This window comes from Nitrosomonas aestuarii, assembly GCF_003046585.1.
Taxonomy (GTDB): domain Bacteria; phylum Pseudomonadota; class Gammaproteobacteria; order Burkholderiales; family Nitrosomonadaceae; genus Nitrosomonas; species Nitrosomonas aestuarii.
Genome location: NZ_QAAE01000002.1, coordinates 1 through 15,649, shown reverse-complemented (window position 1 = coordinate 15,649; position 15,649 = coordinate 1). Strand labels below are relative to the sequence as shown.

Genomic DNA, 15,649 nt, shown 5'->3' with positions numbered 1-15,649 from the left:
GTTGGTCAAAAAGAATGGTGATTACACTGCTTGCCTGGCGGTCATTATGAAGACCCGTTCCATATGATCAGTTGTCCAACGAAATGGAATGAATATGTTCTATACGTCTTTGTATACCTGCCTGCTTTTGCTGGTGACAGTATTGCTGTCGATACCGAGTTGTACATCCGGAGGAATCCATTTCGCAATGCACCTATCGACTTGCCCGAGCCCATAATATTTGATCTGGCTTTGTCGCTGGGATCTGCCCGGAATGACTACGAGTTCAATACACTGGTTCCATATGACTTTGAGGGCAAGGCTTTCAAGATGAATCCGGAATTTGAATATACTTTTGCGCATGGGTAGAGCATTGAACTTCAATTGCCGATGGAAAATACCGCAACAACCCATATTCAAAAAACAAGTGCGCCACTGTATCCTAAGCATTATTAACTTACTGGATGATAAAGGTGGAACATAGCAAGACGCTATTTATACCAATTCTCTCAAATAAGCATTCTGGTTAATCTGCCAATCAAAAGTAGCGGGACGTAAACGAGAAAATACCATAGCTTTATTATTAATGAATAAATTTGACTCTTATTCTTTGGCTCAATTTTATAACCTTACCATCACTTTTTTACAGGCAAGTGGTATCGTCCTTTTTCCGACCTATCGTAAGTGAAGTGCAGTCGCGAAGCATCCATCTCGAGATCTCCCGTTGCTTCTTCCCTTTTTAGACGCTCAGTTTCCAGAAAATCCATACAAGCGTGATCAATGTAGAACAAGCGATTGAAGTGGACGGTTACATGATAGTCTTTTGGCAAGCTTTCCAACGTGGACGCCAGTTTCGGTAGCGTAATTACGGTAGCGGCTCCAGATATATGAACATCGATTTGTTTTTTTTCTTCGTCGACCGTTGTCTCTATACTCAGGGCAGAAAAGGTGAATATCAGGCGAATCAATGATGCTCCAATGCCTAGCAAAACGCCAGTCAGAAGATCTGTCGTGACTATTCCAGTTAAGGTTATAAAGTAGATGATGAGCGCAGGCCTTCCATATCTGGCAAGGTTTTTGATGGTTGCCGGGTTTATCAGTTTGTATCCGGTAAATACCAGTATGGCCGCCAGTGATGCCATGGGAATGAATCGAAGCAGGTGAGGAAAAAGCAGCACAAAAACTAACAACCAGACCCCATGAAAAATTGCTGCTCCACGAGTTTGGCCGCCAGCCTTTATGTTTGCAGAACTTCTCACTATCACACCCGTCAATGGAAGCGTACCAAGCCAGCCGCAAATTGTGTTTCCTACACCTTGCGCGAATAATTCCCTGTCATAGTCAACTTTGGCGTCCAGGCGCATCTTGGTCAATGCAGATGCGCAAAGCAAAGTTTCAGCACTTGCAATCAGTGCTAGTCCAAAAATAAATGGCAGAATATCGGGTTGAAAAACCTGAAGCATCCTGTCCATCGAGGGCCATGTGATTAGAGTCGCAAACGAATCGGGGATGGAAATTTTTTTTACCGGCAGATCGAAAATCAAAGTAACCAAGGTGCTCCCGAAACCAGCAATAAGCGGGGCGGGGATCATTCTTAGTGGATTACGCTTAAAAAACTCCCAGCACCACATAAAGATAAACGTTCCCAAACCCAAAACACCAGCCAGGATAGCTTCCGACCCACGTCCATCCGGAACAAACGTTTTCAGGAGCGAATGAGGAATATAGATCAAGTTCTGAATACCACTTCCATAGGGGTTTCTGTCCAACATCACATGAAACTGGCTCGCGAAAATCAGAACCCCGATCCCTCCTAACATTCCATGGATTACTGCTGGATTGACCGCCCTAAACCATTGCCCGAGTTTAAAAAAACCAGCAATTGCCTGAAAAAGACCGGCCAGCAAAACCACTGGCCCTAGCATTTCTATACCGTGGCTTTGGACAAGTTCATACACGAGTACGGTGAGACCGGCTGCTGGACCGCTAACCTGTAGCGGAGCGCCTGCAATAAAACCCACGACCAGGCCACCGACGATGCCAGTGATGATTCCCAGCATCGGAGGAACACCGGAAGCGATAGCGATCCCCATACAAAGAGGTAGCGCGACAAAAAAGACTACGATCGAGGACAAAAGGTCCTTGTGAAAGGTCTGTTTGAAATACTCCATAATCAGTGCCAATTCTGCTAGAAAGGATTTCTAAGTAGGGTATTCAAAATCAACAATCCCGTTTTGTATATCGAAAACAGATTCATTCAAAGCAAAAATGCAAATGCCACGTTGATCTCTCATAGAGGACTCTCCGCCAAAGTCAAGTTTCGAGTAGCGCGTGCATTGTTTTGGATAAATTGGGAAAGCTAAAGTTTCACACTTTTTAAACGAATGGGGGATGAACATTTTCCGTACGCGGTGATGCGAGTTGTTTACAGACATTATTCTCGGGGTCTATTTTCGTTTAAACCGATAAAAAGCCAGTTTACCCATTAAGTTAGGCAGCAATTCGATTTGGTGGTCTTTGTTCATGACACGGCGCTCCAGAATTATTGCGTTACATTGGTTGCAGAGTGCTTCAAAATCACCGAGGGTGCAGAGATGAATGTTGGGCGTGTCGTACCAGTGATAAGGCAGTGATTCAGAAACCGGCATATGGCCGCGGATGACCTGTACCCGGTTTTTCCAGTAACCGAAATTAGGAAACGATACAATGCCTTCCCGGCCCACGCGCAACATTTCCCGGATAATTTCGGCGGTATGCTTCATGGCCTGCAAGGTCTGTGACAAAATGACATAATCAAAGGAATCTGACGCAAAGCTGGATAGCCCGGATTCCAGATCATTCTGGATGACGTTAATACCGTTTCTTAAGCAGCCTAGAACGTTTTCATCATCGATTTCAACGCCATAGCCGAACACGTGACGTTCCTGGTGCAGATATCTGAGCAGTGCGCCGTCGCCGCAGCCCAGATCCAGTATTTTTGCACCGGGTTTAATCCACTTGGCAATCGCTGCGAAGTCAGGTCTCAGGGGGGGGGTTATAGGTGTCGTGGTATTCATGGTGACGATCTGTTAAACCTCAATATTATTCATGTACGCCTGCACCAGTTGATGATAATAAGCGTCATTCATCAAAAAAGAATCATGGCCATGAGCGGAAGTGATTTCGCCATAACTGACATTGATATTATTATTCAGAAGTGCTTTGACAATATCCCGTGAGCGTTCTGGCGAAAAACGCCAGTCAGTGGTAAATGACAGCACCAGAAAACTGGCTTTGACTGCTTTAAATGCGGCGTTTAAGTCGCCGTCATAGGCATTGGCCGGATCAAAATAATCCAGTGCCTTGGTCATCAGCAGGTAACTGTTTGCATCGAACAGGTCGGTAAATTTATCTCCTTGATAACGCAGATACGATTCAATTTCGAATTCAACATCATAGCCAAACGAGAACTTGCCGTCTCTCAAATCGCGTCCGAATTTTGTCGCCATCGAATGATCAGAAAGATAGGTGATATGCCCCAGCATGCGGGCCAGCCGCAAGCCGCGCCGAGGCAAAGTGTTATATGAGTAGTAGTCGCCGCCATAAAAATCCTGGTCGGTTAGAATGGCCTGGCGGGCGACATCGTTAAAAGCGATATTCTGCGCGGTTAATTTTGCGGCTGCTGCGATAACCAGTCCATGGCGTACTTTATCGGGGTAATCAAGCGTCCACTGCAAGGCCTGCATGCCGCCCAGGCTGCCGCCGATAACGGCCGCGAATTGTTGAATACCCAGATGCTCGGCCAGTTGTGCCTGTGTTTCGACCCAGTCTTCAACGGTGACGATAGGGAAATTCGCGCCGTAATGTTTGCCTGTTCTGGCGTCAATACTTGCCGGCCCGGTTGAACCATGGCAGCCACCCAGGTTATTGACGCCAATGACAAAAAATTTATTGGTGTCAATTGGCTTGCCCGGCCCGACCATATTGTCCCACCATCCGGTGCTTTTTGGTTTATCTGCATAGACGCCCGCGACATGATGGTTGCCTGAGAGTGCGTGACAGATCAGAAGCGCATTTGATCGGTCAGCATTGAGCGTACCATAGGTTTCGTACACCAGATTGTAGCTGGTTAATACAGAACCACTTTTTAGCTTGAGTGTTTTATCAATATGTACATATTGTGGTGTTACGATACCTACTGAATTTGAATCTTGCATCTGGTCTTAAAAATACTCCAAAAATGCTAAAGAAAATGGTTGAAAAAAGATGCTCATTATATCGACAAAACAGGCAATCAATAAACGTCGTGTAAATTCTCCTAGCTATTTAGCTTAGCCAACAGATTGCGTATTTTTTCCTGATTATCGGCTCGGATAATTTTATGTGCTAACGGAATAATATCAGGTAAGTTACTTTTAAGGATTTGATTCTTAACCGCTAGAAGTTGTGCTGGATACATTGAAAATTGTTGTAAGCCTATTCCAAGTAATAAACGCGTAAACTGAATGTCGCCAGCCATTTCGCCACAGATCGAAACAGGTTTCTTCGCCCGGTTGGATATTTGAATGACGCGCGATACCAGCCATAATACCGCCGGATGAAATGGATCATAGAGGTGCGCGACGGCATCATCCACCCGATCCACTGCCAGTGTATATTGAATCAGATCATTAGTACCTATTGATAAAAAATCCAGCTTTTGCAGAAAAACTTCTACACTAAGTGCGGCTGCTGGAATTTCGATCATGCCACCTACCTGGATTCGTTCATCAAAGTCGAGTTGATCTTTCTGCAGGGTATGTTTGGCATATTCGATCAAATACAGCGTTTGATCAACTTCTGTAGCATTGGAAATCATGGGTATTAAAATTTTAATCTGCCCATATTTGGATGCGCGTAGAATTGCACGCAACTGGATGTGAAACATTTGTGGTTCGGATAAGCTCAAACGGATAGCGCGCAGGCCCAGCGCCGGATTTGCGGCAGTCTGTGTCGTATGTTTTAACTTTTTGTCACCGCCGAGATCAAAAGTGCGAATGGTCACGGGTTTGCCGCGCATTTTGGTAGCAACTGCTCGGTAAGCTTCAAACTGCTCGTCTTCATCAGGCAGGTCGTCGCGATTCAAAAACAGGAATTCACTACGAAACAATCCGATACCTGTTGCGCCATGTTCTTTGACTTGCTCTAAATCGCCCGGTAGCTCAATATTGGCGAATAAATCGATGGGTGTGCCATCAAGAGTTATCGCGTTAATACTTTTAAGTCGTTTGAGCTTTTGATTTTCCAACTCGAGCTGGCTTTGCCGCAAACGATACTCGTCTAACACATATTTATCTGGGTTGACGATAATGACGCCCTGGTCGCCATCGACAATCAGACAATCACCTTCGAGAATCAGTTGATGTGCATGATGCAGTGCAACTACAGAAGGAATGTTCAGACTGCGCGCAACTATTGTAGTGTGTGACGTCAGACTGCCCATATCCGTTAAAAAAGCGACAAACTGATGTGGCTTGTATTGCATGATATCTGCAGGGCTCAGGTCATATGCAACCAGAATATGATCGCCTAAATGCTTGGGCGCTGGCGGTTGATATCCGGGATGACCGAGCAATGCTTTGAGAACGCGGTCTACGACTTGTTCGACATCTGTTTTGCGCTCGCGTAAATAGGTGTCATCAATTGCTTCAAATTCCGCCAGCAATGCCTCTTTCTGCTGCGCAAGCGCCCATTCTGCATTACAGTGTGTTTTTGCAATAATGTCGCGTGTCGCATCTGTGAGTGTTGGATCATCCAGGATCATATGATGCAATTCAAGAAACGCGCTGAACTCAGCTAATGCTGGCCCGTCTGTTACGGAAGATTGTAATGCCTCAAATTCTGCACGTACGATTGAAAAAGCCTGATCCAATCGTTGGATTTCCTTTTCTACCTGACTTTTAGGAATCAGATAATGCATGACTTCCAAGGCGGCAGGCACAGTCAAATGCGCATGCCCGATTGCGATGCCCTTGCAGACACCAATACCGTGCAGAATAAAGCTCATTCACCTTCTCCGAAATAGTTTTCAATTAATGCGACTAGCGCATTGATCGCTTCGGTTTCCTGCTCGCCTGTCGTTTCAATTTGCATCTTTGTGCCCTTGCCTGCAGCCAGAGTCATCACGCCCATGATACTTTTAGCATTCACGCGCCGATTATTACCGGTTAGCCAGACTTCGCATTTATACTGGCTGGCCAGTTTTGTCAGTTTTGCCGAAGCACGTGCATGCAGCCCCAGTTTATTGATGATTTCGACTTCTTTAATTTGCATGTCGAGTCTCTGCAGGAATTTCGATCACCCCGTTTTTCCCGCCACTTAAGGCTTTTTCCACCACCGTAGACAAACCTTCATTGCGATAGGTTAATGTTCTTACCAGCATGGGCAGATTGACGCCAGCAACACAGGCTATCCGGTCAGCCTGAATCAGCCTGCTGGCGATATTGCAGGGTGTTGCGCCCAGAATATCACAAAGAATCAGAACGCCATCGCCCGTATTAAGTTGCTGTGCCAACGCGCGCATTTCGTCAAGAATGCTGTTCGAGTCATTTTCAATGAATACACCCAGATGGATCAAATATTCAGGTTTTTCTCCCATGACATGACTGGCGCACCGAATCAAATGATCTCCGAGGTTTTCATGGGTCACAACAAGTATCCCGATCATAAATATTTTTTCCTGCTTTTATTGTATAGAGATTGCTGGATTTTATCATTGCTCGCAGTAAGCGCTCCAACAACTTTAAATTTTCATTCCCTGTTTCATTGATAACAGCCGCTCTACATGTGTGAATCTACCAGAGGAAATTACGCATTATGATCATGTGGTTATATGAAAGTGCAAATGTGCCGATTAATAAAAACATATTTGTTGTGATTCTGCTGAGTACGCGTCAATCCGTGGTGCTGAAGCATCTCATATCTTGTTTAGCTAAAGATTTGTAAGGAGAAGTGTTTATGGTTTTTAGGTTTGCATGTAATAAGCTAACAATGGCTTTATTGATTGCTCTGTTTTTACTCATTGCTGGCATTTCGGAGTCTATAGCAGATACCTCTATTCCTGAAGGTACGCAAATTCAACCGCCAACTAGGACTGTATGGATTCGTGGGTTATTCCCGTCCCCAGGTACTACGGAACAATTATTAAAAAATACGCAATATTATCTTTCTCCAGTTGATGCTTTGGATCCTCTAAGAGAAGGAGTATGTCTGGAACAGGGAGGGCCTTGGCTATGCCGTGAGAACGCGGAAATTCCTGGTCATGGAGGGTTGTTATGGGGCTTCAAGTTTTGCAGGCCATATGAGCCAGATTATTGTGGAACAATGAGCGCAACATTATTTGGCGTTTGTCCGTCCAATATTCATGGGTTGCAAGCTCCAAGCCCATTTGGGGGAGGCTGGAGGCAAGGTTACATTGCATGTCCTGTACCTTCTTATCCTGATGGCGAAAAGGATTTAGTCAAACCTGAAGCATGCGGAGAAAGAACACCGCATCCGGTATACATTGCACTGGGGCGCAAAGAATTAACTATTCCGGTTTATAGTGCTGGCAATGGTGTGTTTCCCATTGATTTCCAGTTATTTTATCAACATAACGATAATAAAAGGTCAGGTGTTGCTTGGCGACACACTTACTATAAAAGTATTGTACTGGATGGGCAGGATATTCCGACGAGTGCGCGTGTTTACCGTGGCAAAGGTGCTTTACTATTTAATAAACAGCCAGACACCGGTGAGTGGGTAGGTGATAGTGATATCAATGATTCTCTGATTGAGGTTGTTGATGAAAATAACCAGCGTACTGGCTGGTTTTATATCGATCGTTTTAAGGACAGCGCAGAGTATTATGATGCCACCGGGAAACTCATTTCGGTTGCAGATCGAAGAGGTCTTACGCATACGCTGACTTATAATAAAAACGGTAATCTTGAGAGTGTTACCGACGTTTTCGGACAACAATTGCAATTTATGCATGATGATCATGGTAATTTTGCCAGCCTGATCGATCCATCTGGAAACATTTATCAATTCAGCTATGAAGCAAGTGGTAGCCTAGCCAGTGTTACTTATCCTGACGGTAAAACCCGTAGCTACCACTATAACGAGACGGCCTACACGAGTGGCGCCAATTTGCCGCATGCGCTGACCGGTATCACCGACGAAAACGGTGTGCGGTATGCAACATATACATACGATACAGCAGGTCGTGCGATTGTGACTGAACATGCCGGTGGCGCAGACCGGTATCAGCTGAGCTACAACCCTGATGGCAACAGTACGTTGGTGACCGATCCACTGGGCAGCCAGTATACACATCAGTTTCAAACTATCCTCGGTGTCGCCAAAAGTATCGGCCAGTCGCAACCGGGCGGCTCCGGCTGCAGCGCGGCATCTTCGGCAATCAACTACGATATCAACGGCAATGTCGCCAGCCGTACTGATTTTAACGGTAACAAGACCTGCTATGCGCATGACCTGAACCACAATCTGGAAATTGCGCGTGTCGAGGGATTGTTTTCCGGCAGTGCTTGTCCGGATGATCTGGTTAATTACTCTCCTGAAGCCAACAGTTCTGAACGCAAGATGTTGACCGATTGGCATTTGGATTTCCGTTTGCCGGTTCGCGTGACTGAGGTCAATCGGGAAACAACGATTAACTACGATACTTACGGCAATGTTACCCAACTGAGTATCCATGACACCGGCAGCAACGAAACCCGCACCTGGAACACCCGCTACACCTATCATTCCACCGTTACCGGTGTGATTGTGCAGCGCATCATTGATGGCCCGCGCACCGATGTAAACGATATCACCACCGTAAACTACTATGCACCGGATGCGGCCTGTGACGGCGGCCACTTCGGCTGCCGCGGGCAGGTGATGCGTATCACCAACGCATTGGGTCATGCTACCAACATCACCCGCTATAATGCGCACGGCCAGCCTGCGCAGATTGTCGATGCCAACAATCTTACCACCACGCTGACCTATGATGCACGGCAGCGACTGGTCTCGCGTGTGACCGGCACTGAAACGACCGCCTATCAATACGACAATGTTGGCCAGTTAATCCAACTGACGCGTCCGGACGGCAGCGCCATCCACTTTACTTATGATACCGCGCACCGTTTGACTGAGATCGCTGACAGTCTCGGCAACGCAATCCGTTACACATTGGATGCCGCAGGCAACCGGGCCAAAGAAGAAATCTTCGATGCCGTTAATGCACTGGTGCAAACGCGTCAACATGAATTCGATGCACTCAGCCGTTTGTGGAGAATGGTCGGTGCACAAAACCAAATCACAGAATTTGCGTATGACGCCAACGGCAATCTGAAGCAAACCGTTGATCCGCTCTCTCATACCTCAACACGGCAGTTCGATGCGCTCAATCGTTTAATTCAGGCCAATGATCCGATGGGCGGCCAAACCCTGCAGCAGTATGATGCGCGCGATCAAATTGTGCAAGTTACCGATCCCAAAGGTATTGCTACCCGTTACACCACCAATGTTTTCGGTGATGTGCTGCATGAAGTGTCACACGATAGGGGAACAACCTCATATACCTACGATGCCGCAGGCAATCAGCTCACACGCACCGATGCGCGTGGCGTGGTGCAAACCACAGCCTACGATGTGCTGAATCGTCCAATATTTCAGTCTTACAACACCGTTACCGGTGTGCCGGTAACCAAAACAACCACCTGGAAATATGATAACGGTGCCAATGGTATCGGACGCCTGACAGGAATGACTGATGAATCCGGCAGTACGCGCTATCAATATGACGTGCACGGGCGTTTGCTGAATAAAATCCAGACGGTGCGCCTGTTTCGCGAAAGCTTCACGCATGCCATCAACTATCAATATGATGTCGGTGGCCGGTTAATCCGCGTGACCTACCCATCGGGGGCACAGATTGATTATGCCTATGGCATGGACGGCCGGCCCACAGAGGTGCGCGTCAATGGCGATATATTGATGCAAAACATCACCTACCGGCCATTTGGAGAACCGCAGAGCTGGCACTGGGGTACTGGTCGGATGCACAGCCGGAGTTATGATCTCGATGGCAGATTAACACAGCATCCGCTGGGTGCGAACGCCCAGACACTCACGTATGACGCAGCTGGCCGAATTACCAACACCAGTCACATTAACCCGGTCTACAACCACACATACGAATACGATACGCTTAACCGATTGATCCGCCAGACCGGTAATGCCAGTACACGCCTGTGGGGATATGACGCCAACAGCAACCGTATTCTTGAACAATCGGGAACAATGGTTTATCCCTATACCATCGAAGCCAACAGTAACCGACTGCTAAGTGTTGCCGGACCTGTCGTCAAAAACTATTCGTATGACGCGGCGGGTAACGCATTATCAGACGGCATAATGGATTTTAGCTGGAATGCTGCCGGACGGCTTTCAAGCGTGTCGTCTGGCGGCGAGGCTAAAGTGTTTAGTTTATACAATGGTCATGGCGAACGTACGCTCAAATGGCATTATCGGGGTAGGAAAACTGCACCGACAATTGTTGTTTATGATTCAGATGGTAAATTCATAGGCGACTACAATAAATCCGAGAACAGCAGAGAATCCAATGTCTGGCGCCTCAACCAGGAAACCGTCTGGTTTGGCGATATACCCGTGGCCGTTATCAAACAAACAGTCCACGCTGACTCGGTCGAGATCTACACCATTGACACCGATCATCTCAATACGCCGCGGGTGATCGTTGATTCAACCGATGTCCCGGTGTGGTTGTGGCATGACCGAAATGCCTTTGGCGACAGCCGGCCCGACGAAGATCCTGATAGTGATGGTCATTTATTTAAATACAACCTGCGCTTTGCCGGACAGTATTTCGACAGTGAAACCCATCTGCACTACAATTATTTCAGGGACTATGAACCGCAGATTGGTAGATATCTCTCATCTGACCCGATTGGACTGGCTGGTGGGGTTAATACTTATGGGTATGTGAATGCGAATCCGCTAAGTTTCACGGATCCGACAGGAGAGGCGATTCCTGCGTTAATAGCTGCCTGTGCTGGTAATCCAGCTTGCGCAGCTGCAATAAGTGCAGGTGTTGGTGCATTCTCAGGTGCTGCGATCAATTTGGCATCACAGCTATTCAGTAATGGCGTAAATCTGGAATGTGTTGATAAAGGCCAGGTTGCTTTCTTTGCAGTTACAGGTGCAATACCCTCAGGGGCTACTGGGTTACTCGGTGGAAAAATACTTAGTGTTTTTTTCTCAAACAAGAGAGTTTTTTGGTCAGGACCTGGATCGAGAGAAGCTGCTGAATTTTTTGCCAAAGCAAATGGAGGTAAAACATTAGAAATGACTTTGATGGGTAAGGTCTTGGATAAGATAACGACCCCCGGAAATTTTAGTTACATGAAATTATTTTGGAATGTTGCGTCAAAGAACTTCGCGAGAAGTGCTAAGGGTTCTGTTGATGTATTTCACTCTAGTAAAGGTGTAAGACTAGAAAGTGTCTGGGCTACAAAAGAGTTTCCAATCATCAAGAAGAAAGGTAACAATATTAATTTTCACATAGTGGAGTGATTCAATATGTTTTTTGACTCAAGAGATTACAATGTTTCTCTGAAAGGACGATCAAGGATTATCTATTCAGAAGGAAAACGAAAGGCACATATTGAATCAGAAATGTTAACAGGATCAACAGACTTAGTGATCTATTTTGATCGGTTTCGAGCATGGCAATCACCTTTCGAAAAAATTAATGTTACTGATGAAGATAAACAAAGGATAAAACGAAATATATCCAAAGAGTTGGAAGGTAAGGGTTTAGTCATTGAATGGGAGTAAAGTTCGTTCGTAATTAATAATGTGTACTAGTGTGATTGCCAAGGGAAACTGTCGGTCTAATTACCGAGCGACTTTGTCATAATCTGTACTGGCTCAGTCCGTCTGTCCTTGAATTCGATCATAAACGATTCAAAGCAGCTTTCCAGTTTTTTATCGGCATCGTCCAGTTTTTGAAAGCTTGCTGAATTGTGAGAAAAATGACTTTTCTGGTGGAATCATCAGTTGGAAACAATTTGCGTTTTTGATCGCTTTTCGATTAACGCTGTTGAGCGATTCGATGGCATTGGTTGTATAGAAGACTTTTCTGATAACCTCGGGATATTTGAAAGACGTGTCAATGTTGTCCCAATGCGCGTGCCTGCATGGTCAGTAATTAATTGAAACCATCTATAATCTGCTGATATACCAAGTCGCGTAGCATTTGAATCTGTTCCTGCTGCAGTTCAGTAAACTCAACACCAAAACATAGGGGTTGTTCATTTGTATGTGTGATATTAAATGATCGGATAATGGCTTTTACTTGTAGCCGGGTCTCTTTTTCATACAAATTAATTGTAAAGGATAGATTTATTAAATCGCCTGGCTGCCCTATGTCAGAGCTGGTTTCGATTTTTGCACCTGCTGTACTGATGTCAGTGATGATTATGGGTGTGTCGCTGTTGTTGGCGGTTGCTTCTATACAGACATCTATGCGTCTTGATTTTCGGATGGTCTGTCCGGATATCTGACTTGGGAATGATAGATGCATGTATCGATATGGTAAAGATATGATCTTGTCAATATAGGATATAAATTTAAATAATGTTCGCCCACTAAAAAAATAAATCGCTAGTTTGTCATTTTCCAGCATAGCGCATTCGGCTATATGAGTGGTGTGAGGTATTGATACAAGTATTGAACGGTCTTGATAGTAACCAATTAAATTTGCCATGTAATATTCGCTATTTGCTGAATGACGAATACCCATCGTTTGCGGAAACAATTTAATTTGTAGTTGATCGCCAATTTTTAATCGCATATCTTCAAATGTAAACTGATTATTGCTGGCTGCATTTTGTTTGTTGTGCATGGGAGAATTTTCTCCCCCCTGAAATTTTGACTGCATTTCGAGTTCTTCTGTTATCTCAGATGATTGCATGGTATGTGATTGTTCCTAAAATGAGTTGTGTTAAACCAGATAACGGTATGACAGTGATTTCTTGATTATTCGACAAAGATTATCAATTCTAGACAGCCACTAACTGGGTAGTTATCTGCCGCTGTTTCAAACTGACATACAATGACTATACTTAACGGCAATTTAAATAAGAAATATAGAGAGTTATTTTCTTAATGTGGTCAACCAGTCGATTGCATCTTTTGCACATGTTGCACTGGCTGATCAATCACAATTGTTGACGCCGGAAGCTGGGGCAGCGTCGTAGAAGAGCGATACATGACTGATTTAATTGCTTTGCAGTGTGTGTGATGGCGAATCAATAAATTTTCTGGTACTCTCTGTCAGCCACGGGTTTATGTGGCATTCTTGCGGATAAAGCCAGAGCAGAGCAGCAATCCGGCGCTTTTCATCGCACAGTGGCTTGACTCTAGCAGGTTGTTGAGAAACTATCTAGCGAACTACCATCGGCGTTAAAAACGAGCTCAGAATATTCATTTATTATGCGTAAACTCCGTTTTTACGCCTGTTTTTGCCTTGCTTCCCCTGCCTTGAAAGCGTTTTTGACGACCTCTTAATTATCTTGTTAATAGGAGGATCATCTTTATTGCCATCCGGTGACTTCATAGCCTTTCTCTTGCAAGCACCGATATACAAAATTGGCGTAGGCTTGGTTGGGTTGTGAAGGCCTTGCTGCGGAAAAAATACCTCGAAACAAACCCCATACAGCGCCGCTGGCAGCGCCTATCAAGGAACCCCTGCCGGCTGACCCTGTGATCGCGCCTCCAACGGCACCGCTGGCAGCGCCCACACCAGCACCCATGGCGGTATTGGTTGCCACATTGCCGGCTGCCGTACCACTGTTTTCTCTAGCGCCGGCTGATTCAGCTAATTGTTTACAGTACTCGATGTCCTGCTCGGCAATTTCCTGCCCTACAGACTGGTAGTGCGTATTTGGATATAGAACTGGCCCCGTGCTGGAACATGCCGATAACCACAATATTATCCATCCCGCAAACAACATCCGAACTGGTTTCATAGCGTTACTCCTCATCTTTTGCGCTTCAGCAAGCATATCTACCTATTAGACAACCAGAATAGACACAGTTCGGGTGAATGGGCAATTATCCGGCATTTAAGTGCGATTCAGTAAAGTGTGGATGGTATTTTGATTCTTTTATCATCAGAAAACGTAACCAAAACGAACGCCCAGCGTATCCATTCCTTCATTTTCATTCGCTGTATAGGCATTTGAGATATGATCAAAATAAATAGAGACAGTAGTCTGTGACGAGATAAAGTATCCGATTTCAACCGGAATATGAAAAAGTACGCGCGACCCGAGTGCTTTTCTTCCGGCCGTTGATGCATTTAGTTTTCCATCATGAATAGCGGCTCCCACGCCGGAAACAAAAAATATGCCCGTCGCAAAATTGTATTGCCATAACAAATCAAGATAACCTTTTGAGGTGTCTCCAGCTGTATTAATGGAGCCACCCAATGCTGGTCGCAATGATCCGCCCAAAATAGTCAGCGATGGAGAAAATACAGCTTCGATATTTAAATCGACGCCTTCTTCCCTGTTGAATCCACTCCATAAATCACCAACGTCGTGGGCCAGAACACCAAATTTCAATTGGTGAAGCAGGCCAGTCACAGGCATGCCTTCGTTGCTTTCAACCATGAAAGTCGACAAGGTCAATGCAAGAAAATGGATAGCAATCAATACATGTTTCATGTCCTACAAATCCTCCAGTTTCTTAGCTATTTTTTTGCCTGCCTAAGTTTGATGCTTATGAAAATTCTTTTTTATTAGTATTCCCGATAGGGCGTTGCATAAAGCAGGTTATTTGGCATAAATAATCTGGGTAAAGGTGTAATTTGCACAAAGTTTGTGATGTAACTATGTCTGGAGATGAATATCCGTTACTTTGCTATTAGAAATATATTACCAAACCGCAAAAGAGACGTTTCTTTGGAGAATAACGGCAATTCCTTTACACAAGCACTGAGATAGTATAGATGATTCGTGAAAGAAATTGCCGCGTATAAAAATGTGAAAGTTAAAACTGGCACATAGCACTATCAGAATCTAAAATTATATTGCACATAAAACAAATCCGAAGCAACACCGGGTCTTTGGGTTTTCAGGTAATCACCACTGAACAGTTTAGAGTAACCAACCAGCACATCCTGATGACGGCTTACGTGGAAGTTTGCACGAAAGTCAATTTCATCACCCACATGACTGCCGGATTGCCCCGTTGGATCTCTCATAGTTGCGGCGCCTGCTGCGTTATACAAATAATCCCGTTCATTGGCCAGATAGTAGCGATGATATTGCGAAATGAATGTAAACCACGGCAACGGATTCATCGTGATCTGGGCATTGATGTCATGAATATTCTGACGCCCGACCCGGTCCATAAATCCCATATAGTAATGGCCAAACGGGAAAAGATGGTTAAAGGTATTGCTCTTGCCATCATTCGGGTTACTGTCCCCGGATGCGAAATCATAACGTATCCATACGGCTGGATTCATTGGCAATGGGATACGATAACCTACACCTGTTGCGACTGCAAATGCAGAGACATCAAGATTCGAACGCTCGCCCCACTGATACATCCCCTCGAGTTCATAGAGGAT

Annotated in this window: 13 protein-coding genes and 1 pseudogene; 3 read left to right on the top strand and 11 right to left on the bottom strand. The window is 45.3% G+C overall.

Annotated features, from left to right (window positions below; genetic code table 11):
• Positions 1-63: 63 nt before the first annotated feature.
• Entirely contained in the window at positions 64-348 is a 285-nt protein-coding gene (locus C8R11_RS01710) for a hypothetical protein (RefSeq protein WP_107794200.1), read from the top strand.
• Between the two features lie 266 nt (positions 349-614).
• Here C8R11_RS01710 and C8R11_RS01705 read toward each other — a convergent pair whose 3' ends face one another.
• The 6 genes from C8R11_RS01705 to C8R11_RS01680 form a co-directional block, all read right to left on the bottom strand.
• Positions 615-2,150 carry a SulP family inorganic anion transporter gene (locus C8R11_RS01705; protein WP_107794199.1) on the bottom strand — a complete coding sequence of 512 codons (1,536 nt, stop codon included), beginning with the start codon at positions 2,148-2,150 and terminating at the stop codon, positions 615-617.
• 276 nt (positions 2,151-2,426) lie between these two features.
• On the bottom strand, positions 2,427-3,035 hold the full coding sequence (gene metW, locus C8R11_RS01700; RefSeq protein WP_107794198.1) for a methionine biosynthesis protein MetW: 609 nt from the start codon (positions 3,033-3,035) through the stop codon (positions 2,427-2,429).
• A gap of 12 nt (positions 3,036-3,047) precedes the next feature.
• Positions 3,048-4,175, bottom strand: a complete 1,128-nt coding sequence (gene metX / locus C8R11_RS01695; protein ID WP_090696612.1) for a homoserine O-succinyltransferase MetX — start codon at positions 4,173-4,175, stop codon at positions 3,048-3,050.
• Between the two features lie 101 nt (positions 4,176-4,276).
• A complete protein-coding gene (gene ptsP / locus C8R11_RS01690) occupies positions 4,277-6,004 on the bottom strand; it encodes a phosphoenolpyruvate--protein phosphotransferase (RefSeq protein WP_107794197.1) in 1,728 nt (575 codons plus the stop codon).
• Positions 6,001-6,270: an HPr family phosphocarrier protein gene (locus C8R11_RS01685; RefSeq protein WP_090696615.1), complete on the bottom strand. Its 270-nt coding sequence runs from the start codon at positions 6,268-6,270 to the stop codon at positions 6,001-6,003. Before C8R11_RS01685 ends, ptsP begins: the two co-directional genes overlap by 4 nt.
• The gene (locus C8R11_RS01680; protein WP_107794196.1) at positions 6,260-6,664 is read right to left on the bottom strand and encodes a PTS sugar transporter subunit IIA; all 405 of its coding nucleotides are present in this window, start codon (positions 6,662-6,664) and stop codon (positions 6,260-6,262) included. Before C8R11_RS01680 ends, C8R11_RS01685 begins: the two co-directional genes overlap by 11 nt.
• Positions 6,665-6,954: 290 nt before the next feature.
• On the opposite strand from C8R11_RS01680, the gene C8R11_RS01675 reads away from it, so the two are divergent.
• Together C8R11_RS01675 and C8R11_RS01670 are read left to right on the top strand one after the other, a co-directional pair.
• Positions 6,955-11,580 (top strand): RHS repeat-associated core domain-containing protein, encoded by a 4,626-nt coding sequence (locus tag C8R11_RS01675; RefSeq protein WP_107794195.1) that lies wholly within the window; start codon positions 6,955-6,957, stop codon positions 11,578-11,580.
• A 6-nt stretch (positions 11,581-11,586) separates the two neighbouring features.
• Complete coding sequence (locus C8R11_RS01670) at positions 11,587-11,844, top strand: Imm74 family immunity protein (RefSeq protein WP_107794194.1); 258 nt, start codon at positions 11,587-11,589, stop codon at positions 11,842-11,844.
• A gap of 56 nt (positions 11,845-11,900) precedes the next feature.
• Here the strand turns inward: C8R11_RS01670 and C8R11_RS01665 are convergent.
• The 5 genes and pseudogenes from C8R11_RS01665 to C8R11_RS01645 all read right to left on the bottom strand — a co-directional run.
• A pseudogene (locus C8R11_RS01665) lies at positions 11,901-12,195 on the bottom strand (transposase); the annotation flags it as partial.
• A gap of 22 nt (positions 12,196-12,217) precedes the next feature.
• The gene (locus C8R11_RS01660; RefSeq protein WP_107794193.1) at positions 12,218-12,982 is read right to left on the bottom strand and encodes a flagellar brake protein; all 765 of its coding nucleotides are present in this window, start codon (positions 12,980-12,982) and stop codon (positions 12,218-12,220) included.
• A gap of 622 nt (positions 12,983-13,604) precedes the next feature.
• The gene (locus C8R11_RS01655; protein WP_107794192.1) at positions 13,605-14,039 is read right to left on the bottom strand and encodes a glycine zipper family protein; all 435 of its coding nucleotides are present in this window, start codon (positions 14,037-14,039) and stop codon (positions 13,605-13,607) included.
• Between the two features lie 144 nt (positions 14,040-14,183).
• The gene (locus tag C8R11_RS01650; protein ID WP_107794191.1) at positions 14,184-14,738 is read right to left on the bottom strand and encodes an acyloxyacyl hydrolase; all 555 of its coding nucleotides are present in this window, start codon (positions 14,736-14,738) and stop codon (positions 14,184-14,186) included.
• Positions 14,739-15,085: 347 nt separating this feature from the next.
• Positions 15,086-15,649: alginate export family protein (locus C8R11_RS01645; RefSeq protein WP_181258125.1), on the bottom strand; the 564-nt coding region annotated here is incomplete at its 5' end.